Origin of the sequence: Natrinema caseinilyticum, from assembly GCF_024227435.1 — an archaeon.
Classification (GTDB): domain Archaea; phylum Halobacteriota; class Halobacteria; order Halobacteriales; family Natrialbaceae; genus Natrinema; species Natrinema caseinilyticum.
In genome coordinates this window covers 286,824-310,477 of record NZ_CP100446.1, presented here as the reverse complement: position 1 = coordinate 310,477, position 23,654 = coordinate 286,824, and the positions used below count along the sequence as shown (strand labels likewise).

The following is a 23,654-nucleotide window of genomic DNA, read 5'->3' as shown; positions in this document are numbered from 1 at the left end:
ATTGTGACGTCAGCGAGATCTTTCGCTCCTAATTTGGGCTCGTCTGCCCTCGAAGTTAGCAGACGGATCATCGGTATCTGACCGCGAGTCTGCGAGTCGATCCCCCAACACAGTTTAGTAAGTGGCGACGAGATTATTACTTGATGAGCCGCTTTACTGATGAGCACCAAAAGGGCGTCAACGCCTTCACCAAGAGCCTCGAGCATAAGCAATTGTCCTGCAGTGGATGCGAGTTCGAGGCGTCCGTGCTCCACGACGAGTGGGACACCCACGTCGAGACGGATCCCAGGACGGGACACATTCAATACTGGCTGACCTGCCCGGACTGTGGATCCAAAGAAGTCGTCGACATCGACATTTAGGAAATGCCCCCACGTGGTTCCGAACGAAGGACTGGAATAGTCACCTACGAGAGCGTCTACAACATAGGGAGGTGACGAAACGATATGCATGCCTAGCATCACGGGTTCGAAGGTGAGTATCATATGAAATCATGTCACGTTCATCGAGGTATCGATGCAGAATTTCAACGGTTGGAATATGGCATCTATTGCCTGAGTATCCGGGCCTATCAGGCAATCATTCGGTGAGTGGGAGGACGATTCCGAATCCGAAGACAGAGATGAAGCCAAGCGAAAAACCGAGGATCATCGAATCGGAGAGAAGCGTTCTTTCCCACCCCGGGAACGGTCCCATCCTCGATGCAACCATTGCTCCAAGTGCGCCGAAGAGAAAGAGGGCGAGGCCGAGTAGGAAGCCACGTTTCGCGTACGTTGCATAGTCGAGACCCATATTGTGACCCATACGACAAGGCACGACGTGTGAGATAATATTCGTTACGACCCGTGTCACGAAACTACCATGGTTTCGCGAACGGGTTGCCGCCGATACCAACGTTCGTTTCTTGATAACCAACATGGCCGACGACGTCACTGAAGTCGAACGAGTGTACTCGTGACAATGACTGAGGGGTTGTTGTTAGATGACGCCGACCGCCCGCCACCGCAACTCATTAGACGAATCGGGATGCACTCCGATGAACAGAAGAGTTGATACCCATCGGTGAGAAACCGGATACAAGGCGATGCCAGCAGAGCAATTAGGAATGCTTCTCGAGAGCGATGTGACCAGAGAGGCTCTTAGCGTTATATTTGAGCGGACGGATGAGGGAAACGAGGAGATTCGATGGGAAGACGTTAGCGATACAGTATCAAGTAGTCAGTGGGGTAGATTGCTTAGTCAGGACATTCTCGTCAGCGGGAGCAGCGGATTCGTCCTCGCGAACTCCGAAAGGGTTCGCCGCGCGCTCGAGGAGGATGAAACGGAGATAACCGCCAGTAGGAAGTTCGATGAGCTCGATCCCGAGTCGTGGAAGTGGTACGACAAAGTCGCCGGGTTGGTTACGCTTATTCTTTTTATGGGATACTGGAACTCGGAGATTCGGAATATCGTCGCGTCCCTCGATAACGTCTTTCTGGGCCCCCTTACGGATATCGTGCCTTTTTACGCTGTCGTGATTTTGCTGGCGGTCGTAACGGGTCTCTATTCGACCGTGTTACAGTCGTGGCTCATGGACCACGAGAAGATGGAGGCGTATCGAGAGCGGATGAGTGACTTGAGCGAGCGGCGCACAGCTGCCAAAGAGCGGGGTGACGACGAGGAACTTAAACGAATTCGGGAAGAGCAGATGGAGGCCGCGGGGGACAACCTGGGAATGTTCAAACTTCAGTTCCGGCCCATGGTCTGGACGATGCTCCTGACGATTCCGGTCTTCCTCTGGCTGCGCTGGAAGATTCGGGGAGGACACCTCACCGGGGGAGAAATGGGTATGGTTTTTCCCATTGCGGGCCCTGTCAGGTGGCAAGAAGCCGTATTCGGTTTTGTGCCGGCCTGGATCTTTTGGTACTTCCTGTGCTCGATGGCGTCCCGCCAGATGATCAGAAAATTATTCGCTGATCGACTTCCGGCCCCGGCGTAACAATGCCTAATGGGTTGTTATCTCGGCTTTGGTGCTTTTAGCACGATTATTTAGGGAATTGATGGAGCGAGTCAGGTGTATATCACGGGTGATCGATTCGCGTTGCCCGAACGATCGTTGTGTCGTTGTCCTTCATCGTCGTCTTCGGGGCGATGAGCGTCCTCGCGTTCACTCGTCGCAACGCTGATCAGATCAACGCGACGCTGCCTGTCGCCGGTGCCACTGGTTCAATCGGTTTCTTCTTCCTGATGTTATATCACCTCTATGTCGAACAACGAGGGACATTTTTTGCGGTCATATTGATCGCTGCCGCTATCTTCCTCGTCGAACTCCTCTACTTCGAACGACGTCTTATCGAAGAAGAAATTCCGTACATCACGCCCGGTGTCGAGAAATCTGCGGACTGAAAGAACTGCGCTTGAGCAGGAACCGGCAGTTCTCGATCGACTCTGTAATATCCGACGATTGGGTTAGGCCGTGACAGCAGTTAGCCGGTTGAACGGGGCAGTACTGCTCCGGCCGGAAAGGGCTGTGGCATCTGGGACTCAGTTCCGCTGGTTTCGAAACCAGCGCGTTACCCGTGATTTGATCCCGACGTATCGCTTTGCCATGATTACCGCCCCATTCGCGCGTCGTCCGGTCTCTTCGGGAACGGATCCGAACACGAGTTGTTGTAACAGTCCTTCTCGAGACGACCCGACGATCGTTACGTCGTGGTTTTCGGCTCGCTCCACGATCGTATTCGAGACGTCGTCACCCTCAACGGTCTCGGTTGTGACAGCAACATCCTCAAATACGGCTGCGGTTCGATCGAGGGTCCGCTCGGCGACGTCTGCATCGGCCTCACCGGGCGCAGTGACGTAAATCACCTCGACGGACGCGTCCGTCGCACGGGCGATCGCCCGTGCAACTTCGGCGGCGAACTGGGCGTGGGGGCCGCCTGCAGTCGGGACGAGGATCGAGCCAATGTCACCTGCGGGGCTCATCCGCTTTACGAGCACGTCACACCGTGCCTGGGTAACAACCTGGTCGACATTGCTCCCGAGGACGTAGTCGGTTCGATGACTCCGACCACGCCATCCCATTAACACCAGATCGATCTCCCCCTGCGAAACCGTATTTAGGATCGCTGCCCCCACGTCGTGACCGATTCGGACCGTGCCGCTCACGGGAATATCGTGTTCGCTTTCGGATGCGTACGCCATCGCACGTTCGATGACGTCACGTTGGGGTGTATCGAATTCCCGTCCTTCGGACAGAGGTGTCTGTGGGGGGACTTCCACGACGCTCACCACTTCGATCTCTGCGTTCCGTTCTACGGCAAGGTCGAACGCGGTTCGCATCAATTGATCGACGCTGTCGGGATTCGAGATCGGTACGAGAATCTGCTGATCCCGCGCACGACGCTGCGGTGCTGGTGCCTGCTCCGTGGCCACAGTCGGCGTCTCCTCCTCGAGTTTCTCGATTTCTTTCCGCTCTGAATAGCCGTAGTACACGACGATACCCAGCGCCATCCAAATTACGGTGGTGATGAGCGCGATGAACCCATGGGAGTCTGGACCAAGACCAAGTTCCAAACCGAGCGCTGAGAGGAGAAACGGCGTAAGCAGGAACTGAAGGACGATACCGATTAGCGGCGGCCACGGCATGTAGGGAACCTCGAACGTGCGCGGAAGGTCTGGGTGGGTCTTGCGCATCTTGATGACCGTCCAGTTGACTTGGATGAAAAGGAGGATGAACATGATGTCTGCCGACGCGGCGACTGCCTGTATGGGCAGTGCGATGGCCATCAGGACGATGAGTATTGTCGAGAGGAAAATAGCCAAATGTGGCGTCCGCTTCTCGGGATGAATACTGTCGAATACCGCTGGGAGAGCCCTATCTCGCCCCATCGCGAATGAGACACGAGAGGATGAGTAGACTGTCGCGTTCAACGCGCTCATCGTCGCTGTCAGTCCGGCGATGAGCAACAGCGGGACACCGTATGGGACGAATTGTCCGGCGGCTTCTATGATACCGAGTTCACCAAGATTTCCGAGCAGACGCCACGTCGGAGCGTCACTGGCGATGTCCGCACGCGCTGCGAGGTCAGGTCCGACGCTGATGCCGCCGAGTGCGGCAAACGAGACGAGAATGTAAATCGGTACGACGATCAACAGGGAGTAGAAGACGGCTTTCGGAACGTTCTCTCCGGGGTTGACAACTTCCTCGCCGGATTGAACGATGATCTCGTATCCTTCGAACGCGATATAGGTGAATCCCATCGCACCGATGACGCCGATAACGCCATTTGGTGCGAATTCAGGGTGGGCGACGAACTTCGCCGGCCAGTTCGGCGTATTGATCGTCGCGAGGATACCGAACCCAACGAAGACGGTCAGAATGATTACCTTGATGCCCGTCACGACGACGCCCGCTTTGCCGGTCTCCTCGGCACCGCGGTAGTTGATATAGGCGAACAGACTCACCACGACGACGGCGAGTAGCTTCTCAAGCAGGAGTCGATCGAAGACTCCAAACAGGACGAACCCCTCCGAAAGGAGGCCCGAATAGACGACGAATTCGGTTACGAAGACGCCAAACGTGACAGCGTACAGTGAACAGGCGACGGCGTGGGCAAACCAGCTCATCCAGCCAGCGAAGAACCCGTTCGGGTCGACGAGCGCTTCCTTTACCCAAAGGTACCCCCCACCGGCTTCGGGAAAGGCGGCCCCCAGCTCCGCGTACGAGACTGCCGTAAATATGGCCACGAAGCCGTTCAGAAGAAACGCCAGCGTAAGTGCCGGTCCGGCCAGGCCGGCAGCGAAGCCCGTCAGGGCGAATACGCCGGCACCGATCATCGCCCCGACACCGATGAATGTGATGTCGAAGAGGCTCATGTCGCGCGATAGCTCCGTCTCGACGTCGCTGTCGGACTCAGGCGCTACTGGCGGCTCTGAGTCCGCTGTACCGTCCGTCATTGCCTAGGGCTTGAGGAAAGAGCCCAACTAATGTTTCGGTTACTATCGGGTGTTTCAGGGCGGCAGTATACCCCCACATTTTCTTCCCGTTGTACCCGATACATCCGCTCATGCTCGAGTCACTGCGAGGTCGATACTACTCGATCCGTCGCCGCGCGCGACGGCTTAAACGACGGGAATTGAAATCGCTACGTCGATGGTTCGAGGATACCGAAAACCTCCTCCACCTCTCCGCGCTCATCGTCATCCCACTTCTTATCGGATCGATCACCTGGCTCTCGAACGCTTCCCCGATCATCTCGTTTTTTGTCTATCCCCCGCTCGCATCTGGTACGTACACGCTTTTTGCAGATCCTGACGGAAGATACTCCACACCACGGAAGTTCGTTGGTGGAATGACGACAGGCGCGCTCTGCGGGTGGTTCGCTCTCGAACTGACGGCTCGTTTCCTATACGTTGTTCCGCCGGAGCAGTTTCGGGTGCACGCCGGTGCGGCAGCGCTGGGGATCTTACTCACCGGTCTTTCGACCTGGATGCTAGAATTCGAGGAGCCGACGGCTTTTTCGACGGCACTGCTGATTTTAGTAACCGGATCGGAGAAGCTCACGTACGTGGTGGGTATCGTCGTCTCAAGTATCCTCGTCGCGAGCATCTTCGTTGTCTGGCGACGGCACTTCTACTGTGAGCGTTCGCGGTACCTGTTTCAGTCAACGAGCGGTGACGACAAGGTACTCGTTCCAGTTCGCGGTGATGGCACCGTATCACTGGCGTTGTTCGCCGCACGACTCGCCGCGGCTCACGAAATGGGAAAGGTCGTTCTCATGCAGACGGTTAGTGAGGATGCGATTCAGGAGACAGCGGACCGAATAGGATCTACGGCGTCCCCGACCGAGAGTGACGGTTCTGAGGGGCAAACTCACGATAGTACCAGTAAAGCGGAAGAACAGATCACAGACCGAGCACTCCAGCGCTTCGACCGTCTTTCGGAGCGGATCACGAGCGAGGTGGATGTTCCCTGTGAATACGTCGTCGCAGTCGATACGGGCTCGACAGGAAAGACGATTTTACAGACGGCCGGGACAGAGAACTGCGACTTGATCTGTGCACCCTACGAAACGGACGAGGCCGCGCCTGCTCAGTTCGTCCGGACGCTGATCTCGGGGACCATCGACACCGTCGTGTTTCGCCCTTCAAACGGCCGTACCGAATGGCACCGTCTCCTCGTGATGGTGCGTTCGTCCGGCCAGTTGGCCAACACGATGTTGGAATTCGCAAAGCGTCTCGTTTCGGACGGCGGAACCATTAGTGCCTCTTCGTGTATCTCGAACCATGGGGAGCGACGGGCTACAGAGATACTTCTCGAGAACGTCGTCGAATCCCTTTCAGTCCCGGTCGAGACGCGGATCGGACACGGATCCGTCGAGGAGTTCCTCACGCGCAACGCCTCTCACTACGACGTCGCCATCGTTGGCGCGAGTACCGATCGAAGTGCTCCATCCCGTTTCATCTCGTCGCCGACGTACGAGCGTATCTACGAATTGGAGTGCGATTTAGCCATCGTTCATCGCGGATAGTCTGTGTCGACGAGTGACGCCGTGTCACCATACGTTTGAATACAACGATAGACGAGGGGTGATAACGCGGTGCTTTTTATCGAATCACTTTGGCCTGTCGGCCTCAGTTCTATCGATTTACTTGCACGGCAGACTCCGCTATCGCTATCATAGGGGAGTGAGTTTACTCGATTCTGTCTACCCACCCATTGTGAACATTTATCATGCCCTCGGACGTATGCCATAATATGACAAGCGAAACCGTACTGTACAGTTCGCTACTCCTTAGCATGGTTCTCGGCGCGGTGATTGTCGTATTTGGAATATTCTACCAGAACGGTATCGGATCAGTGGCGGCTCTGGGTAGTGTATTTATACTGGTGTGTGTCGGCGGATTAGCGTATCTCGCAGCCGAAACCGAAGTTCCGACCAAGACTGCATCCCCACGCACTGGATCGTCAAGCAAAGAATCGGAACAAGTGAACGGAGAAAAAAGCACCTGAGATTTCTATAAGTTATTTGGTTAAACTATGTTAGCAAACGTCAGGAACGTCTGTGAGGACTCTGTGGCATCAACCGACGCCGTAAATTGTCCGTGATAGGGGCGAAATCGTTATGCTTTCGCGTTGAGGCGGCAACAACTATCAAATCAAATTTCGCTACGTTTAGCATCGTATCGGCCGATCAGTTCCGTCACAAAGTGAATCAACTTCCGGCGGCGAAATCAGAGAATGAATACGAACAGTACTACTAAAATGATATCCGTGTTTGAATCAATCGATGGCTGAAAATACCGGCAACAGTAGCTGTAGGGCTTCCAGTCTCCGTTCGCTATTCTCGAATTTCAAAAGCCGATCCACCTCAAATAGAAAGACGAATATCGAACTGACTGTCACCGATACTATACAGTCCGTAGAAAAAGAACAGTGGAATGCGATCGTCCGCCGTTCAAGCCGTGGCAGTGTATTCCATCGGTACGAGTGGCTCAGTGCGATCGAGACTGGCCTGGACTATACGCCGAAGCACTTGGTCATCGTCAAAGACGGGAATGTGATCGGTGTGATGCCGAATTTTGTCGTGGGAATCGAAAAGACACCACTCAACCGTCTCTCGTCACTCTACCCTGGTTTCGGCGGGCCATTACTTCCGACGGACACGAAAGAGTCCCTCGATCGCGTACTAAGGGCCATTCCGGACCTGTGTCAGGGACGGACAATCGTCCACCAGATCCGCGGGCTCGACATGAGTTACCTGCGGTACAACGACACTTTCCAGTCACTTGGCTATAAGCCACATCGACGGGAATGTCGATTCCTCCTGGATCTCACGAAAGGATACGACGAAATCCTCGCAGATATGAGCCGGACTCGGCGGCGAGGAATCGAACGTGGTAAGGATGCCGACTACGAAATAATCGAAGAGGAGATCACGCCAAAAAAACTGCAGCGGTTTCACCGGACCTACCAGCGCGTCATGAGTCGCGTCGGTGGGGTGACCTACCCCGTTTCGTTCTTCGAACAATTGCAAGCGATGGACGAACAGTTGCTTCTAGTAACGATCCGGATCGACTCCGAGTACGCTGGGGGGATGCTCGAATTGCTCGACGAAGAGCAAAATTCGATACACGGCTTTTTTGCAGCAGTTCCCAAGGAATATTTCGACGATCACGCATCTGAACTTCTTTATGACCGCGTATTTCGTTGGGGAATTAAGAACGGCTACGAGACGTATGATTTCGGAAGCACGAACACGAACTTCGAGGACGGCGTCTTCCGCTTCAAGGAAGCCTTCGGCGGTCGAACTGAACCGGTCCTCGTCTGGGAGCGAGGATGTAGCCCTCTCTGGCCACTGGTGAAAGCTGGTCGGAGGCTGTACTGGCCGTATTACACGTCATCACGCGATGATTGAGGTATCTGATGGAGAATCATAGCCTTAGCCACTTTGGTTCTTCTCTGGACATTCAAATCTCCCAGAATCAGTCGTTGGCTGCTTGAGAAGCGGTAATTATCGTACGGTGATTTCTTCGTTCAAAAGGCGCTCCCAGTCATGTTGAACATACAGTGGCTAAATTCGATTATATACAACTTTTTAATTTCGAGCTATACTGCGCACACTGGACCCAAGTGCGGTTAATCGTAGGCGCTTCGAAACACGTACTGATCGTCGTTCGCCACGACCACGTCCTGGTGCTTACACACCCCCAACTGCAGTATGCAAGCCTCAATTTTATTCAAGCGGATTTCGATACGTAGCTTCGATGTACGAACGTATTCTCATCCCGACCGACGGAAGCGAAAACGTGGATCATGCAGTCGAAAACGGGATCGCCATCGCGGAACGATTCGGAGCTACAGTTTACGCGTTTGCGGTTGTCCCGTATGTCGTCACTCGTGATCACATCCGATACGACCCAGAAGCCGTAGCAGAACGGGGGGTCGAAGATATTGAAGAACGATGCGATGAAAAAGGAATCGACGTCGTCACGGAGGTCCGAAAAGGGGAACCCTTCGAGGAGATTTTGTCTTACAGCGACGAAAACGATATCGGCGTCATCGTGATGGGCACTCATGGAAGAACCGGGCTAGACCACGTCCTCATCGGAAGTACTGCCGAACGGGTCGTCAGGCACGCACCGATACCTGTCTTGACGGTTCGATCGAAGGATTAGTCGAACGTAATAGCTACTATACCGTGTTGCATATCTAACCCACTACTACCCACCGCGGAAACGGTCAAATCTTCCCCATCTCGGTCCCGATTTCGCACATTATCAAAGCGGTCATTCACGTTGTAGAGTTCATGACTCGAGTGTTTCAGAATTTGTCGATGACTAACTCGTGTTGATACCGCACTCTGGAATTCCTCGTGTTGATAGGTTTGTAATCGCTTGCTGAAAGGGTTTTTGACCTGGACGTTGTGCATCGTCGGTGAATGGTGCGGAACCCGGCGGACTCGCCTTCCATCCGTCACGCCCGTGGGCTTTCCGAAACGGAAGTAGCTGAAAGAAGACGGCGCGACGGCCCAAACGTCCTCCCGGCACAGCGGCCGCCACCGGCCTGGCGTCTGTTCGTCGAACAGTTCATTCACTTCTTCGCGATTTTGCTCTGGGTGGCGAGTGCGCTCGCTCTCGTCACAGGAATGGTCGAACTCGGGATCGCCATCGTCCTGGTCGTCCTCATAAACGGTCTGTTCGCGTTCGCACAAGAGTATCGCGCCGAACGTGCGGCCGAACGGCTTCGAGACTTACTCCCGGAACGAGCTAGAGTCCGACGTGACGGAGTTACACGCGAGATTGACGCGACGGAACTCGTCGTAGATGATCTCGTTTTGCTCGGTGCAGGAGATCGGGTTTCAGCTGATCTCGAGATCGTCGAGTCACACTCCCTGCGACTCGACGTCTCGTTGCTCACCGGCGAGAGTGCGCCGGAATCTGTCGAGGTAGGTGAGGTGGCGTATGCGGGAACATTCATCGTCGAAGGCGAGGCGCTGGGAATCGTTCAAGCGACGGGGTCTGATACGAGGCTCGGCGAAATTGCAGCGTTGACACGAGCGAGAAACCGTCCAAAGACCCCACTTCACCTCGAGATCGATCGCCTCGTCAGGATAATTGCGGTGATCGCCGTTGCGGTCGGCGGCATATTCTTCGCCGTGAGTGTGGCACTCGGGACTGATCCGAGCGTCGGTATTCTCTTCGCAATCGGAGTTACAGTCGCACTCGTCCCTGAAGGGTTACTCCCATCCGTGACGATGTCACTCGCGGTCGGCGCGAAGCGTCTCGCGGACCAGAACGCACTTGTTCGACGACTCGAGTCCGTCGAAACGCTCGGTTCGACGACGTTCATCTGCACGGACAAGACGGGAACGCTCACGCAAAACCGGATGGCAGTGGTCGAAGCGTGGACGCCACAGGGACGTGCTCAGATCGACGGCAACGGCTACGAACCGACGGGAGAAGTGAATGCCGACGCTGGGGCGTTACCGGCGCTCCAAAATCTAGGAACCATCGTGGAACGATGTTCGACCGCGGATATCGAGCATCGTGACGGGGAGTGGGTGGCACACGGTGAACCGATGGAGGCCGCACTCGTCGCGTTTGCACGCCGTCTCGGCGCAGACGTTCGAGAACAGAGTCGTGCGGATCCGGAGGTGCGACGATTTCCGTTCGATCCGCACCGACGACGGACGTCCGTACTCACCCGCGATCGACTTGTCGTTATGGGCGCGCCGGAGGCGGTCCTCTCGAGAGCGTCTCACGGTGATAGAGAGGTGAGACGGGCGGTCAAGGAAATGGCAGAACGTGGACTGCGCGTCCTCGCGGCTGCGACACGGCCCGCCGACGAGGTGGACGCCGACGACACGCTCGAGTCGATCGAATCGAACCTCGAGGTAGTAGGTATCGTCGGTCTCGAGGATCCACCGCGACCGGGGACGGCCGCTACCATCGCCGCGAGCAAATCCGCCTCTGTTCGGACGGCGATGGTAACAGGTGATCATCCATCCACGGCCCGTGCGATCGCAAACGAAATCGGATTTATCGGCGACGAGGGCATCGTCGTGGATGGAAATGATCTTCCCGACGACGACAAAATGCTCGGTGCTCTCTTGGATCGCGATGGCGTCGTGGTAAGTCGTGTGAGTCCCGAGGACAAGCTTCGAATCGCCCGTGCGTTGCAAGACCGAGGCCACGTCGTCGCGATGACTGGTGACGGGGTCAACGACGGTCCAGCACTTCAGGAAGCCGACGTCGGCATTGCGATGGGACGTTCGGGAACGGACGTGGCACGCGAAGCAGCAGACCTGGTCTTGCTCGACGACGAGTTCGGGACGATCGTTAATGCGATCAAACAGGGCAGGGCGACATTTTACAATATCAAGCGATTCCTCACCTACCATCTGACCGACAACGTCGCGCAACTCACACCGTTCGTGGTGTGGGCGCTCTCAGCGGGCCGGTTTCCGCTCGCACTCGGCATCCTCCAGATACTCGCTCTCGACATCGGTACCGATCTCCTTCCGGCCCTCGCACTGGGCTCTGAACCGCCCTCCAAGGACGTTCTCGAGCGCCCCCTCGAGACCGAACACCTCCTCAATGAGACGGTCCTCGGGCGTGCTTTCGGGGTACTCGGGCCGACCGAAGCGATCGTGGAGATGACGGCGTTCGTCGTTGCGCTACTGGCGTTCGGCTGGGTCCCGGGCGGCGACTTCCCCGTCGGATCCGAACTACTGGCAGCGTCCGGTGCGGCGTTTACGGCCGTTGTCGTCGGCCAGATTGCAAACGCCTTCGCCTGCCGGAGTACGACTCGATGGCCGGGGGATCTGGGCTGGGCATCCAACAGACTTCTGGTCGGCGCCGTGACCGTCGAGCTGTTCGCGTTGCTCGCGTTCCTCTTCGTCGGGCCAATCGCGAAGGTCCTCGGTCAGGCCCCACCGCCACCGGAAGGTGGATTCATTGCACTCCTTGCGGCTCCGGCAATCCTGCTGTCTGATGCGATTTACAAACGGTTTCGGGCGAGGTGAGGACGTGCCCTTGCTGCCGAGTACGATTCCGATCCCTTTGAACAAAGGCACCGCCTATCATATAGGTATCTCAATCCGCAGCTACCACTTGAGTCCGGGGCGAACGCTATCTGAACATCAGAGGGTCACACGACAGTCAGTTTCTGCTGCTTCGTATTTCGATTCGATGGCGGTGAAATCGTAAAACCATCTTCACCGTCCGGTTCTGATCCTGTTCCGTTCAATTACTGGGCGTTGGCGGTAGGATCGATCACCGACAGTTTCTGGTCCCCGGCATCGTCGGAATGACGATGCTCTTCGCCACGTCCTTCTGGCATTTCGGTGCTGTTCGATCGACAGTTCGGATTACTGGAAGAGTTTCTCGTGACACCCGTCGACCGTGTGTCGGTCGCGATAGGGCGTGTCACAGGGAGTACGACGACTGCAGTCATTCGGGGCGTACTCCTGCTGGGAATCTCAATGGTGATCGGATTCCGTCTAGTCTCTTGGCTTGGCCTCGTGCCAACGTTTGTCTTCATGACCCTAATCGGTGCAACCTTCATCGGCGTCGGTTTGATCTCCGCCTCTCGTATCAACGATTTCCACGCGTTCAACCTGATCTTCAATTTCGTCCTCTTTCCGCTCCTCTTCCGTGTATTGTATCCGGTGACGAGCTTTCTGTCTATGCTTCGGTACGTGACGTATTCAACCCGCTCACGTACAGCATCGACGGACTGCGCGGCGTACTGGAGGGAACATCCAGATTCTCGCCAGTCCTCGATTTCGTGGTAATACTCGGATTCGCCATCGTTTTCGCCGTTCTGGGGGCGTACTCGTTCGACGGGGGTGACGTGGTCTAGTCGGCAGACGAGAATCGAAGAATCACTACATCTGAGGATTCAGCGGCAGGATCCCTGAAGAGCGCAAGTGGGACAGCGTCTGTCTGATCGGGTCGCCGGTTGCGTATCACAAACCGAAACGGCGATTAGAGTCGACGCCGTTCCGAGTAGGCTAACTCCAAAATAACGAGTGCGAGAAAGATTCCGACGACGTAGTAGAGCATCGTCGGCTGTGTTCGGAGGTAGTGCCAGAGGATCAACGGGAGGAACGCGACGGTGCCCACGAGCCCGATACCCGGAATCAACGGGGACCGATCGACGTCGGAGTCTCGAAAGCAGATGTAGTTGACGGTGCCGAAGACCAGAGCAAACGCAATAGACGCGAACGACGTGATTTCCTCGAGTGTTCCGAGCGCCGTGAAGACGGCTGTGAGGCCGGCGATGATCACCAAACTCCACGTGGGCACTCCATTCTTGTTCTGAAACGAGAACAGCCGTGGCAGCGCGCCCTCTCTCGCCACCTTGTGAGCAAGTCGTGCCGTGCCAAACAGCGTCGCGTTGATTGCCGACGTGGTCGAAAACAGTGCAGCGATAGCGACGAGAACGAACGCTGCCCGTTGGATCAACGGATCGGCAAAAAGCATGCTCGCCGCAACAGCGAGGACGGTCTCCTTGGACTGGAGTATCTGCTTGGGGGATAATACGGTCGTCGTCACGAACGCGACGAGGACGTAGATCACCGTCGAGATGGCGATCGAGAGGTAGATCCCCACCTCCATGGTGTCGATGCCATCTTCAATGTCGGTGTATTCGTAGGAGAGTAACTGAAACCCCTCGAACGAGACGAAGATGGCCCCGATGCCCACGATCGGTGCAAGCAAACCCTTGGAGAAGATGCCACCGACGAACGGCTGGGCGCGGTGGTCGACAAAGATAGTCCAGATGCCGACAAGTCCGAACGCAAAGAGGATAGCTACCTTAACATATACGAGGATGTCCTGGGACTCGCCGGTCTCACGCACGCCCATGAGATTGATTCCGGTGAACACGACGAGGATACCGATCGATAGGGCTCCTCGCAACCACGTGTCGGATGTACCCACGAGAAGATTCGCCGCGAACGATCCGAACGCGAAGGCGTACATCGCCATGGTTCCAACGTAGCCCACGATCAACGTCCAACCGACCAGCCCTGCGACGTTCTCGTTGCTAGTATAGTGTTCGACGAACGTGAATGAACCACCTTCTTCGTCGAGGTGAGCCGTGAGCCGTGCATACGAGTATCCGGACGCCATTGCGACTCCTCCGGCAATCAGATACGCAAGGAACGCGGCATTTCCGGCGATTTCGGCAGCGACTCCGAGTACCGCGAAGATGCCACCACCGATGAGCCCCCCGACCCCCATGGCGACGACTTCTCGGAGACCAAGTTGTTCCGACATAGTAGATGTGAGATTTCGATTACAGCATAGAAACATCTGTTCGCTCGAGATGTAAATGCTCTGGAAGGCGCAGAATCACGAGGAATCGGGTGGCCAAAACGGCGACCGCCCCTCACCACGTGTTCAGGCCGCTACTCCGAGCAATGGAGACAACAGAGTATCCCGACGAACATATCCAGAACGGTCATGTCAATTGTTGAATTGATGGAGCGATACGGCGATTACGTCAGGGAGAGTCTAAACCGTCAAAGCAAACGCCGGCAGCGAAGGGCATTTCTCTTTCTGGAAGGAGCTGACAGGAGAGAGATACGTTAGGCAATGGTAGCAGATCTCACGGCAATCGCGACTACGAAACTCGACACCCGAGCGTTCGGACTGGCGTGTGGCCCCCTCTGGCCGGGGCCAGTCGTGTTACTGGGCATCACAGACCGGTTCGGCTGGGGAAGACGGTGACAACGGTTGCTTGCCAACGTTTACTAGGACCACGATGAACCACGTCGGGATTAATCGTTGGCACCGTGGGGGCCTTCGTCGACGAACTGTCCAGTGGGTACGCCTTCTCCTGGGTCAACAATCGGCTTCGACAGCGATCGGAGATGGGTGCAATGATGATATGGGTCTGGCGGGCGTTGCTGCGTGTGTCAACGAGCAACTCTCAGTCAGGATACGCTGCTTTCGACAGCACGTTCTTCAACCGAGACTACGCCTCTGCACACGATCTCGGCCAGGCGATTCGAATGTGTCCTCGACGTGCAATGTCATTCGCAGTGGCGCCATGATACAAAAGCTGGCCCGCAGGTTGGCCGCGTTCCGGCGGACGACCTGCATACCATCGCTGCTGACAACGGCTTCCAAAACTGGCACTCCGAATACGAGTTCTATTCGCTTGGCGTTGAGCCGTTGATTCACTACCGTGGGTCGTCTGCGAACGCCGTTAGCAACAATGCACTCATTCGAGAATGAAACTAAATCCAACGCTGGGCGGCTGCCGCTAGGTCTTCAAGCGGGCCGACCTCACACTCGAGCAGCGTCGAAACACTCTCGACTCAAGGTGTGTCGTTTGCGGTCGACCAGTCGGTGACCGATAAAAAGTCGTAGTTTGCGAAAGGAGGTGGTCCTTAGCTGATTTCAGACAAGGTGACAGGTCGATCATGATAAGACAGCATGTATCGATCGTGAGCAGAGGGATTTACGATTGTCCGATCGGTGCGATCTCCTCGCCTGCCTTCGAAAGTTCTTCACTCGCACTCGCTACCGTCGATACTTTTTCGCTAATCTGGACGACGTCGACGTCTGTGTCCTGCTGAATCAACCCCTTGCCGGCCAATTTAGGAAGCCGGACATGTTGGAGATCCCTCTGGACGTCGCGGGTGTTTACTCCTTCAATTGATGCGATACGAGCAGCGACTGATTCAACACCGAGAGGGCACTCCGCGTGCCGTAATATCCAAAGAACGTACCACGACCGAGTATCCTGTACAAGTTCAGCAAGCGTCTGCGCGTCGGTAGAGAACGGTGCAGCATCCATCGAAGGAACAGGAGAATTATCCCTGATATCGAGCGCGTAGTCCATATGCTGCCGTTCGTTTGAGATTGAAGAGTATAATGAAAGGAACCCACCACCGAGTCCACCGAGGATCAGGAGTAGTTCAGGATCGATGACGGATTCGCCCCCAATATGTTCCGCGCGGATGTACCCGAGGAGCAGCACAGCTGCGAGGACAGATCCCGTTATACACAGTTTTGCGATATTCCACTTCTCTTTTGATGGGATGTGATGTGCGGCGAGCCAATAGCCGCCATAGATAATTGCCGCCGCCGGCATGCTAACGAGTGCGAGTTCAAGTATTCCTACTGCCATCGATGCCGGGTGAGTTGCAATATACGTGAGTCCTCCGGCACCTAATAAGAGACCAACGATAGCTATCAACCCCGATGCCGAATCAAATGAAACCGAGGATACGACTGGCATGTTATTAGAACTCATGCAAATAGGCGAGTGATTGTTATCTATAAACTTTTCGCAGATGTGCAACAGAGAATCGCTCTTGTTAAGCACATTGTTGGTGATTCAAAGAACTGCTCGAACGATTTGTTTGAGAACTTCTCGACCTGGTTTGGAGAAGATTTGTCGACGGAGCGGGAACGATCTGAGATACGTGGTCAGTTTGTCCCTTGAAACACCTCGATGTGGCGAGAGCTACCGTCGTGCCAGCGACGGGTGGCTCTCCCAGGTGTTCACATGCGCGTCTCCATCAACGTACTCGCCATCTTTGTGAATCACTGCTTCTCGCTGGAAATTTTCATCAGTTTCAAGCGGCTCATAGACACGAAATCCATCCGTATAGACGGTGAGCGACTCCTCCTCGTGATCGGGGGGAAGAGTCGCACAGTCGATTCATCAGCAGATTTCGCCGGGACGACGTATCACTGATCACTCCCACGACCGACGAGCTTGAATACTGGCGGTTTGTCCTCGGTGTACGTTCCTCGTCCACGCTTCGAAAAGCCACGCGAGCGCGACCAACCGTCGCGCTCGCGGCCTTTCAGCCCAGCAGAGACGCAGAACTCGTCACTCTCAACTGGGCCATTGAGAGTGGAAGATGGCGCGTCAAGCGTTCTGGCACACTGCTCGACGTGCCGGTGAAGTGTTCGGTAGGACACGTCGATTTCAGCCTCTAGCTGGCGGATACTCGTGTTGAACCGAAGGAACGAGTAGAACGCGAATAAGAGGCTGTCGACGATCTTCGCGTGCACGAAGACAGTGCCAGTCTTGCCGTCGAACGTGCGGTCGCAATTCTTACAGAGATACCTCTGATATTCTCTTTAGCTGTTATGGTTGATCACCGATTTAGACCGGAAGTACGGGCAGTAGAGGCCCTCATGCCAGCGAACCTGTCCAGCAGGTTCGCGGCGCTCGCCCCGAGTTCAGCAGTTCAAATGAGAACGTATCGGGTGACGTGAGCGTCACCCTTGCCCGCTACGATTTCCCAGCGGCAGCGTTACCGACCAACAATTTGCTTCTGAAGAGCATTCCTGATAACGATCAACGGAATAGCGATCTATCCACGGCTGTTGCCGTCGATATTCATCGGTGGATTCCTCGCGGCGGTCTTCACGCCTTTTCTCGTTCGGAGTCGTTCCGAACTCTATGTGACACTGCGTAATTCCGGGATACACATTTGTGATCAGCATCTCTGCGACCGTCCTTGGCCTCGAAGTCTATAGTAAGTGGTAAAAGTGATTTCCTATTTTTGATGGAGAGAGATTATCAGGTACGGTATCGACCGCCGTTGCCAACTCACCAAGTGAGTCGAAAAGCCGATTGCTGAAAGCCGTTTGTAGCTGTCGAAAACACTCTTCGACCGGATTGAGTTCAGGAGAATACGTTAGCAACGTAACAAATTCGAGGTCGTCACGGGCCACCAGGTCCGTGATGGCCGACACTTGAAAGTACAGTACTCCATGCAGAATAAGAATCAGATCATCTTCGATCTCATTTCATAATGCGAGAATGAAATGTTTCGTGTGATCGGCGGTTACGTACTCTGTGAATCGAGAGAAATAGCGATCAGTGAGGTCGGTGATCACGCCCAACAGACACGGCCAGTCGCGGCGTCCGGATAATTCGACTGACGGCCGCGTGCCGCGTGGTTTCCGCACGGTACGCGACTTTACTTGCACAGATTTCTTGATTTGATCGACACAGACTACTGTGGCGACCATCTTCCGCCGCTTTTTTGAGTTCCTTGCACGTCAGCCTCTAATTCAGCGGCTGTGCGGCGTGGTTATTGGTAGCTCAATCCCGCTATCTCGAGCAAACGCCAGCAGTTCGGGAGTGAGTATTCGACATAGTCAGTCTCGTCAAGATACTGCTGGACAAGCGCCGGCGCGTCGATACCAACTTCTTCGGGCGATTCGTGGACAGTTTCTTCGAACTTTATTGCATTTTTTCTGAGGGTTTTGTTTTCTCCCAGATCGGTGAACATCAGTTACGGACCTCAAGCGACTCGACATCGACGAGTCGCTTGAGCCAGCTATAGAGTGTCCGTCGTTGAACATCGTATCACTCGGCTAGTTCAGTCTGCGTGACGCCGTCTTCGTACGCTATTGCCGCTAAGAGCCGTTGCATCGGCTTTTTCCCTCCACGTTGTCGATGACGTCTTGCATTCCCCGACAGGGATCTCGTCGAGATGAGCCACTACGCCTAGCAAAAATCTTCGAGTAGAAAGTTCTAACGACTACTGTGGGTCTCGACTCAAATTCCCGAGAGACGACTCGATGATAGGAGGCGTAACATGCGCTTGACCACCCAGTCGGATCTTTCCGTCGTCTCGAGACCCTTTGTTGTCTTCATCGCCATTATAGAACGTAGGGCATGGAACGGGATAATTCTCGAGTGGGTTTCGTAGGCACGTCTGTTATCATGATCAGTGTCGGTATGACGCAAGGAAGGTGAGCATGAGGACAGACTGATGGGGTCTGTCACTCGTCCGTCGTTTTTCGTCGAGAACTCCAGTGTTTCACTCCCGTTCGTGCATGAGGGACCGTATGGACCCGTCTACCGTCGTCAAAGTCGGTCAGTATCTTTTTGTCACAAATCCGTACCAAAGTGTCTTTTTCCTCAACGGTGTTCGTTCGCTGTCAATGATCCCGAACGACGATCACGACGCGACGTGGCTACGGGCAAAGATCGGGTGGTGGGCCCTGGCACTCGCACTGGCTGCCGTGTTGATCGTCGTGTTAGGAGACTACCTCGGTTGGTTCGTGTTCGGAATCTTCCTCTACTACATCGCTCGTCCGCTTTCGAGAACGTTACAACGCCGTGGATTGTCATCGGGAACGTCCGCCGTCGTAACACTTGGGCTCGTTGTCCTTCCGTTTGTGATTATCTTAGTCGTTATTACGACGTTGGCGTTCATCCAGTTCGCGACGCTGGAGCTGGCCGACTTCGAGCAAATTCTAGAATTACTCTTTCCGAACCTCCACCCGGACGATTTGCCGACGACAGAGGCCGAACTGTATCCGATTGCGGAGAACCTCGCAACTGACCCGACGGTCGCAACGGTCGGTCTCTGGGTTCAGGGGGTTCTCGAGCGGTTTCTGATGGCCACGTATCTCGCCTTCGTAACGTTCGTGTTCGCCTTCGTTCTCGTTCGTGATGAACGACGGCTTATCACGTGGGTCCGTGCCGATTTTATCGCCGAGGAGTCTCCGCTAGACCGATTCCTATGTCGGGTCGACGAGGGACTGGAGTCGGTCTTTTTCGGGTACACGCTGACGATCCTTGCGATCATGCTTTCGGCCGGCGGTATCTATCTCGCCCTCAACGAGATCGCACCAGTGGGACTCGCGATTCCGCACGTTCTGTTGCTCGCCATCGTTACCGGGCTCGCATCGACCGTCCCGCTCGTCGGCCGAACTGTCGTCTACGTCGTCATTATCGGCTATCTCGCCGTACAGGCGATTCGAACGAATCTGACTGCGCTCTGGTTTCCCGTCGTGTTTTACGTCGTTATGAGTGTTCTGTACGATGGCGTTATCCGAACGTACGTGAGACCTCACCTCTCTGGACGGCTGTTTCCAACGAGTGTCGTCCTGTTCGCGTATCTCCTCGGACCGCTGACGTTCGGATGGTACGGTATCTTTCTCGGCCCCATCATCATGGTCGTCACGGTCGTGTTTATCCAGCAGCGACTCGGTCCGTTGCTCGACAGTGGCTCGGAATCGGTCGAATCAGACACCGAAGAGTCGTGACGTTTGACGGGCGACGAGGAAGGATGTGTTTTGAACTTGTTGGTATACCTCTTCCCCTTCGTGATGGCGTTCGGAGTTCGCTGGGAACACCTCGAGAGAAGATCGGAGATTGCACGATATTACGATGCAGAAACAAAAGTGATCGTTACTGGTTGAAACCTCCAAGACGAGACCACCGTGGAACAATCATCGGCTGGCTCGTTCGAGATTCCCAACTGGGATCGACAATCGTTCAAACAGATCGACGACGCGCTCACGACAGTCTTTACCACGCTCGAGAACTTTTCGGGCGCGTATGGCGACGTCGGCGAGGTCGACTCCGCGAAGTACTCCCTCGCTAGTGTGACACCGGACGGGTTTCCGGAATCTGAAACGATCTACTCGTCGAGGATTCCCGCCCAGAACGACGGTGAGACGCCGCACACACTCTCTGTCCAAGACGTCCCGGCCGACGCGTTCTGGTCGGTCACTGTCTACAACAGTGACGGGTTTCTTGAGGAGAACGAGTACGACGCAGATACGATTAACAACGTGACTGCAGAGCGAGACGACGATGACAGTGTCACCGTTCACTTTAGCGGCGACCCCGATCAACCGAACTTCCTCTACACCCCATCGGAGTGATTCTACCTGGTACGGCTCTACCCCCCGCGAGGAGATTCTCGACGGGAGTTATCAATTCCCCGAGGCGGAACTGGTCGAGTAACAAGGGGGCGGATGTCAGCCGTAATACCCAGTAGCGACCGAGTTGGCGCGCTATCGAACGACGACTCGCCTGCCGTCTTATGCTGACGGTCATGGTGAACTCATGCATTGTCGCCGGCACGCCATTCGTATCACCCAGTAAGTGTCTCAATAGTGTCCTGGGATTCGATATCGACGTTCCGTCTCGCTTCAATGGCATCGCTCGAGACAGACGTCGGATAGTGTCATTCACAACACGAGTAAACGAGCGTTTTGTGGATGCACCTGAAAGTGACTGCTAATGCCGGCGTCCATCGGTCTCGTTATCGGGACTGTACTCACGATCGCTGGATGGATCGGTCTCCTCGGAGCCGTCGTTCACGGACGCCACGTGGTAAATACACTGAACACGCCACCGGAACGGGAGAGACACCGAGAGCCGTTTGGCGACGGGAACGAGTCACGCGAAAATGAGTGATAATCAGTCCAGTAGAGTGTCTACCACCGGCGAAGACGGCGCGGACTTCGCTCGAGAACTGACGCTGACGGATATCACCCTTCTCGGCGTCGGTGCGATGATCGGCGGGAGCGTCTTCGTTCTCACGGGGCTCGCGGCCGGAGAAGCGGGTCCGGCGTTGGTCCTCGCGTTCGCGCTCAATGGCGTCATTACGATTTTCACCGCGATGACGTACGCCGAACTCGGGAGTGCGATCCCGGAACCCGGTGGGGGCTACCTGTGGGTCCGGACGGCGCTCGGTAGGTCGCAGGCGTTCATCTCCGGGTGGATGAGCTGGTTCGCGCACGCCGTCGCCGGGTCCCTCTACGTCCTCACGTTCGGCTCGTTCGTCACGCTGATTCTCACGGCGTACTTCGACCTCACGCTGGGTCTCTCCGACGTTCGATTACAGAAGGGATTCGCCGTTCTTGCGACTGCGGCGTTCACGTACGTGAATTACCGCGGGACGAAAGAGACCAGCTTTGCCGAAAACGTCGTCACGATACTCCAACTGGCCGTTATCGTCGTCGTCATTGCGGCTGGCTTTCGAGTCGCCGTCTCGTCGCCCCAGGTGACGATCGACAATCTCGAGCCGTTCACACCGAACGGCGCGGGCGGCGTCTTCCTCGCGATGGGGCTGACCTTCATCGCCTTCGAGGGGTACGAGATCATCGTCCAATCCGGGCGCGAGGTCATCGATCCGCGGGAAAACGTCCCGAAAGCGGTCTTCTATTCGATGCTCATCGTCGTCACGCTCTATATCTTGATCGGGGTCGTAATGTTGGGTGCAATTTCCGTCACACCCGACCTCCTCAAGATCGCCCGGGCGACCGATAGCATCGGCGGCACGACGATCCCCGACCTCCCGGCGAACCCGGCCGTCTGGCAAGTCGTCGGTCACCTGGGCGAGTTCGGCCTCGCGCAGGTCGTCGGTCAACTGTTGCCCTACGGAACGCTAATCATCCTTCTGACTGGTATCCTGTCATCGCTGGCGGCGCTCAACGCGACGACGTTCTCGAGTTCGCGCGTGGGCTACGCGCTCGGGCACGATCACGTCTTTCCCGAGTCGTTCAGCCGCATCCACGCGGAGAATCAGACGCCGTACGTATCGGTCGTACTCAGCGGCGCACTGATCGCTGTGATGGCCGTCTCGCTTCCGCTCGCACAGGTGGCCGCGGCGACCGACCTGATGTTCCTCCTGTTGTTCTTGCAGGTGAACTACTCGATGATCAAAATCCGCCGCGAACTCGGTGAGGAGCTCACGTACGGCTATCTGGCACCGTGGTTTCCGTACGTTCCGATGATCGGGATCGGCACGAAGCTCCTCCTCGCGGTCTACTTCTTCAACTACAGCCCGCTCGCGTGGGCGATCGCAGTCGGCTGGATCGGGTCTGGTGTGGTCGTGTTCTGGGTCTATTCCCGGGGACGCATCCGCCGGACGGAAGTCCCTGAAACGCGGGCCCTCGTCGAGGAACGCGCCATACGAGAACGCCCCTATCGGGTACTCGTTCCGATCGACAAACCGGCGAACGCGGAACGACTCGTCGATATCGCCAGTGCAATCGCTCGACGGAACGACGGGGAACTGTTACTGACGACGATCGTCACGATGCCTGTCCAGACGCCGATCGAACGGGGGGGTGATCGCGTCTCCGAAGAACGAGAGATGCTCACTGATGCGATGCAGTACGTCCCGGACGACGTCCCGGCACACCGAAGCGTCACCGTCGGTCGGACGCCGGGACGCAGTATCGTCGATCTCACGCGGCGGCACGACAGCGATGTCGTCGTTCTCGGCTGGCGCGGACGGCGAAAGCGAATCACCGGCGCGATGCTTGGATCGACGATCGATCACGTCGTCGAGAATGCACCCTGCGACGTCATTGTAGCGAAGACCGCTGGCCCAGTCGTACCGCAGTCGATCCTCGTGCCGACCGACGGCGGACCCCACGCGACGTACGCGGAACGGGTCGGTGGGACGCTCGCCGGCGAATACGGTGCGGATTTAACGTTGCTGAACGTCGCGACCGGTGACAGAGACGACGCGGAAGAATTCGTTCGGGAGAGGCGCACCGATCTCGAACGGGCGGGAATTGAATGTGAAACGGCGGTCGTACCCGACGGAGACGTCGCCCCAGCGATCGTCGAGTTCGCCGAGGAGAACGATGTCGACACGATCGTCGCCGGAGCGGCGCAGGCGGGTCTCGTTCCCCAGACACTCTTCGGAGATATCGCCGAAGAGGTCGGGGAACAGTTCGGTGAAGAGGTGTTGATGGTCAGAAAGTACCGATTCGTTCGATCTGCCGCCGTCAGATGGACGCACAAATGGTTCGCCAGTCGCCCGGCGCCGGATGATCGAAGCGAGAATTTTCAGGCGCACGATTCCCCACAAGAAGGCGTGCCCACTGACGATGACGAACGACAGCAGTAACTGGAAGGGAGCACCGAT

16 protein-coding genes and 2 pseudogenes are annotated in these 23,654 nt (G+C 56.0%); 12 read left to right on the top strand and 6 right to left on the bottom strand.

Annotated features, from left to right (window positions below):
• Positions 1-143 precede the first annotated feature (143 nt).
• Positions 144-362 carry a hypothetical protein gene (locus NJT13_RS20815; RefSeq protein WP_254526056.1) on the top strand — a complete coding sequence of 73 codons (219 nt, stop codon included), beginning with the start codon at positions 144-146 and terminating at the stop codon, positions 360-362.
• A 217-nt stretch (positions 363-579) separates the two neighbouring features.
• On the opposite strand, the gene NJT13_RS20810 is transcribed toward NJT13_RS20815, so the two are convergent.
• Entirely contained in the window at positions 580-804 is a 225-nt protein-coding gene (locus NJT13_RS20810; RefSeq protein WP_254526055.1) for a DUF7860 family protein, read from the bottom strand.
• 280 nt (positions 805-1,084) lie between these two features.
• On the opposite strand from NJT13_RS20810, the gene NJT13_RS20805 reads away from it, so the two are divergent.
• Positions 1,085-1,978 (top strand): DUF106 domain-containing protein, encoded by an 894-nt coding sequence (locus tag NJT13_RS20805; protein WP_254526054.1) that lies wholly within the window; start codon positions 1,085-1,087, stop codon positions 1,976-1,978.
• A 152-nt stretch (positions 1,979-2,130) separates the two neighbouring features.
• Positions 2,131-2,385, top strand: a complete 255-nt coding sequence (locus NJT13_RS20800) for a hypothetical protein (protein ID WP_254526053.1) — start codon at positions 2,131-2,133, stop codon at positions 2,383-2,385.
• A 138-nt stretch (positions 2,386-2,523) separates the two neighbouring features.
• On the opposite strand, the gene NJT13_RS20795 is transcribed toward NJT13_RS20800, so the two are convergent.
• Entirely contained in the window at positions 2,524-4,938 is a 2,415-nt protein-coding gene (locus NJT13_RS20795) for an amino acid permease (protein WP_254526052.1), read from the bottom strand.
• A gap of 110 nt (positions 4,939-5,048) precedes the next feature.
• Here NJT13_RS20795 and NJT13_RS20790 point away from each other — a divergent pair, with 110 nt between their 5' ends.
• The 6 genes from NJT13_RS20790 (at position 5,049) to NJT13_RS23600 (ending at position 12,779) form a co-directional block, all read left to right on the top strand.
• Positions 5,049-6,512: an HPP family protein gene (locus NJT13_RS20790; RefSeq protein ID WP_254526051.1), complete on the top strand. Its 1,464-nt coding sequence runs from the start codon at positions 5,049-5,051 to the stop codon at positions 6,510-6,512.
• A 227-nt stretch (positions 6,513-6,739) separates the two neighbouring features.
• Complete coding sequence (locus NJT13_RS20785) at positions 6,740-6,994, top strand: hypothetical protein (protein WP_254526050.1); 255 nt, start codon at positions 6,740-6,742, stop codon at positions 6,992-6,994.
• Positions 6,995-7,271: 277 nt separating this feature from the next.
• Entirely contained in the window at positions 7,272-8,399 is a 1,128-nt protein-coding gene (locus NJT13_RS20780; protein ID WP_254526049.1) for a lipid II:glycine glycyltransferase FemX, read from the top strand.
• 349 nt (positions 8,400-8,748) lie between these two features.
• Positions 8,749-9,159, top strand: coding sequence for a universal stress protein (locus NJT13_RS20775; protein WP_254526048.1), 411 nt, complete (start codon positions 8,749-8,751; stop codon positions 9,157-9,159).
• A 263-nt stretch (positions 9,160-9,422) separates the two neighbouring features.
• Entirely contained in the window at positions 9,423-12,008 is a 2,586-nt protein-coding gene (locus NJT13_RS20770; protein ID WP_254526047.1) for a cation-translocating P-type ATPase, read from the top strand.
• Positions 12,009-12,329: 321 nt separating this feature from the next.
• Complete coding sequence (locus tag NJT13_RS23600) at positions 12,330-12,779, top strand: ABC transporter permease (RefSeq protein ID WP_425499834.1); 450 nt, start codon at positions 12,330-12,332, stop codon at positions 12,777-12,779.
• Positions 12,780-12,972: 193 nt separating this feature from the next.
• On the opposite strand, the gene NJT13_RS20765 is transcribed toward NJT13_RS23600, so the two are convergent.
• The 4 genes and pseudogenes from NJT13_RS20765 to NJT13_RS20745 all read right to left on the bottom strand — a co-directional run bounded on the left by NJT13_RS20765 (position 12,973) and on the right by NJT13_RS20745 (position 18,470).
• Complete coding sequence (locus NJT13_RS20765; protein ID WP_254526046.1) at positions 12,973-14,268, bottom strand: APC family permease; 1,296 nt, start codon at positions 14,266-14,268, stop codon at positions 12,973-12,975.
• A gap of 1,189 nt (positions 14,269-15,457) precedes the next feature.
• Positions 15,458-16,255, bottom strand: a complete 798-nt coding sequence (locus NJT13_RS20755; protein ID WP_254526045.1) for a hypothetical protein — start codon at positions 16,253-16,255, stop codon at positions 15,458-15,460.
• An 84-nt stretch (positions 16,256-16,339) separates the two neighbouring features.
• Positions 16,340-17,203, bottom strand: a pseudogene (locus NJT13_RS20750) (IS1595 family transposase).
• Between the two features lie 287 nt (positions 17,204-17,490).
• A pseudogene (locus NJT13_RS20745) lies at positions 17,491-18,470 on the bottom strand (IS630 family transposase).
• Between the two features lie 445 nt (positions 18,471-18,915).
• Between NJT13_RS20745 and NJT13_RS20740 the strand changes: the two are divergent.
• The 3 genes from NJT13_RS20740 (at position 18,916) to NJT13_RS20730 (ending at position 23,636) form a co-directional block, all read left to right on the top strand.
• A complete protein-coding gene (locus tag NJT13_RS20740; protein WP_254526044.1) occupies positions 18,916-20,025 on the top strand; it encodes an AI-2E family transporter in 1,110 nt (369 codons plus the stop codon).
• Positions 20,026-20,202: 177 nt separating this feature from the next.
• On the top strand, positions 20,203-20,649 hold the full coding sequence (locus NJT13_RS20735) for a DUF1214 domain-containing protein (protein WP_254526043.1): 447 nt from the start codon (positions 20,203-20,205) through the stop codon (positions 20,647-20,649).
• A gap of 530 nt (positions 20,650-21,179) precedes the next feature.
• On the top strand, positions 21,180-23,636 hold the full coding sequence (locus NJT13_RS20730) for an amino acid permease (RefSeq protein ID WP_254526042.1): 2,457 nt from the start codon (positions 21,180-21,182) through the stop codon (positions 23,634-23,636).
• Positions 23,637-23,654 lie beyond the last annotated feature (18 nt).

Coding starts and splice junctions, on each gene's coding strand:
- NJT13_RS20815 (WP_254526056.1), top strand. CDS start 144: ATGAGCCGCTTTACTGATGAGCACCAAAAGGGCGTCAACGCCTTCACC.
- NJT13_RS20810 (WP_254526055.1), bottom strand. CDS start 804: ATGGGTCACAATATGGGTCTCGACTATGCAACGTACGCGAAACGTGGC.
- NJT13_RS20805 (WP_254526054.1), top strand. CDS start 1,085: ATGCCAGCAGAGCAATTAGGAATGCTTCTCGAGAGCGATGTGACCAGA.
- NJT13_RS20800 (WP_254526053.1), top strand. CDS start 2,131: ATGAGCGTCCTCGCGTTCACTCGTCGCAACGCTGATCAGATCAACGCG.
- NJT13_RS20795 (WP_254526052.1), bottom strand. CDS start 4,938: ATGACGGACGGTACAGCGGACTCAGAGCCGCCAGTAGCGCCTGAGTCC.
- NJT13_RS20790 (WP_254526051.1), top strand. CDS start 5,049: ATGCTCGAGTCACTGCGAGGTCGATACTACTCGATCCGTCGCCGCGCG.
- NJT13_RS20785 (WP_254526050.1), top strand. CDS start 6,740: ATGACAAGCGAAACCGTACTGTACAGTTCGCTACTCCTTAGCATGGTT.
- NJT13_RS20780 (WP_254526049.1), top strand. CDS start 7,272: ATGGCTGAAAATACCGGCAACAGTAGCTGTAGGGCTTCCAGTCTCCGT.
- NJT13_RS20775 (WP_254526048.1), top strand. CDS start 8,749: ATGTACGAACGTATTCTCATCCCGACCGACGGAAGCGAAAACGTGGAT.
- NJT13_RS20770 (WP_254526047.1), top strand. CDS start 9,423: ATGGTGCGGAACCCGGCGGACTCGCCTTCCATCCGTCACGCCCGTGGG.
- NJT13_RS20765 (WP_254526046.1), bottom strand. CDS start 14,268: ATGTCGGAACAACTTGGTCTCCGAGAAGTCGTCGCCATGGGGGTCGGG.
- NJT13_RS20755 (WP_254526045.1), bottom strand. CDS start 16,255: ATGAGTTCTAATAACATGCCAGTCGTATCCTCGGTTTCATTTGATTCG.
- NJT13_RS20740 (WP_254526044.1), top strand. CDS start 18,916: ATGATCCCGAACGACGATCACGACGCGACGTGGCTACGGGCAAAGATC.
- NJT13_RS20730 (WP_254526042.1), top strand. CDS start 21,180: ATGAGTGATAATCAGTCCAGTAGAGTGTCTACCACCGGCGAAGACGGC.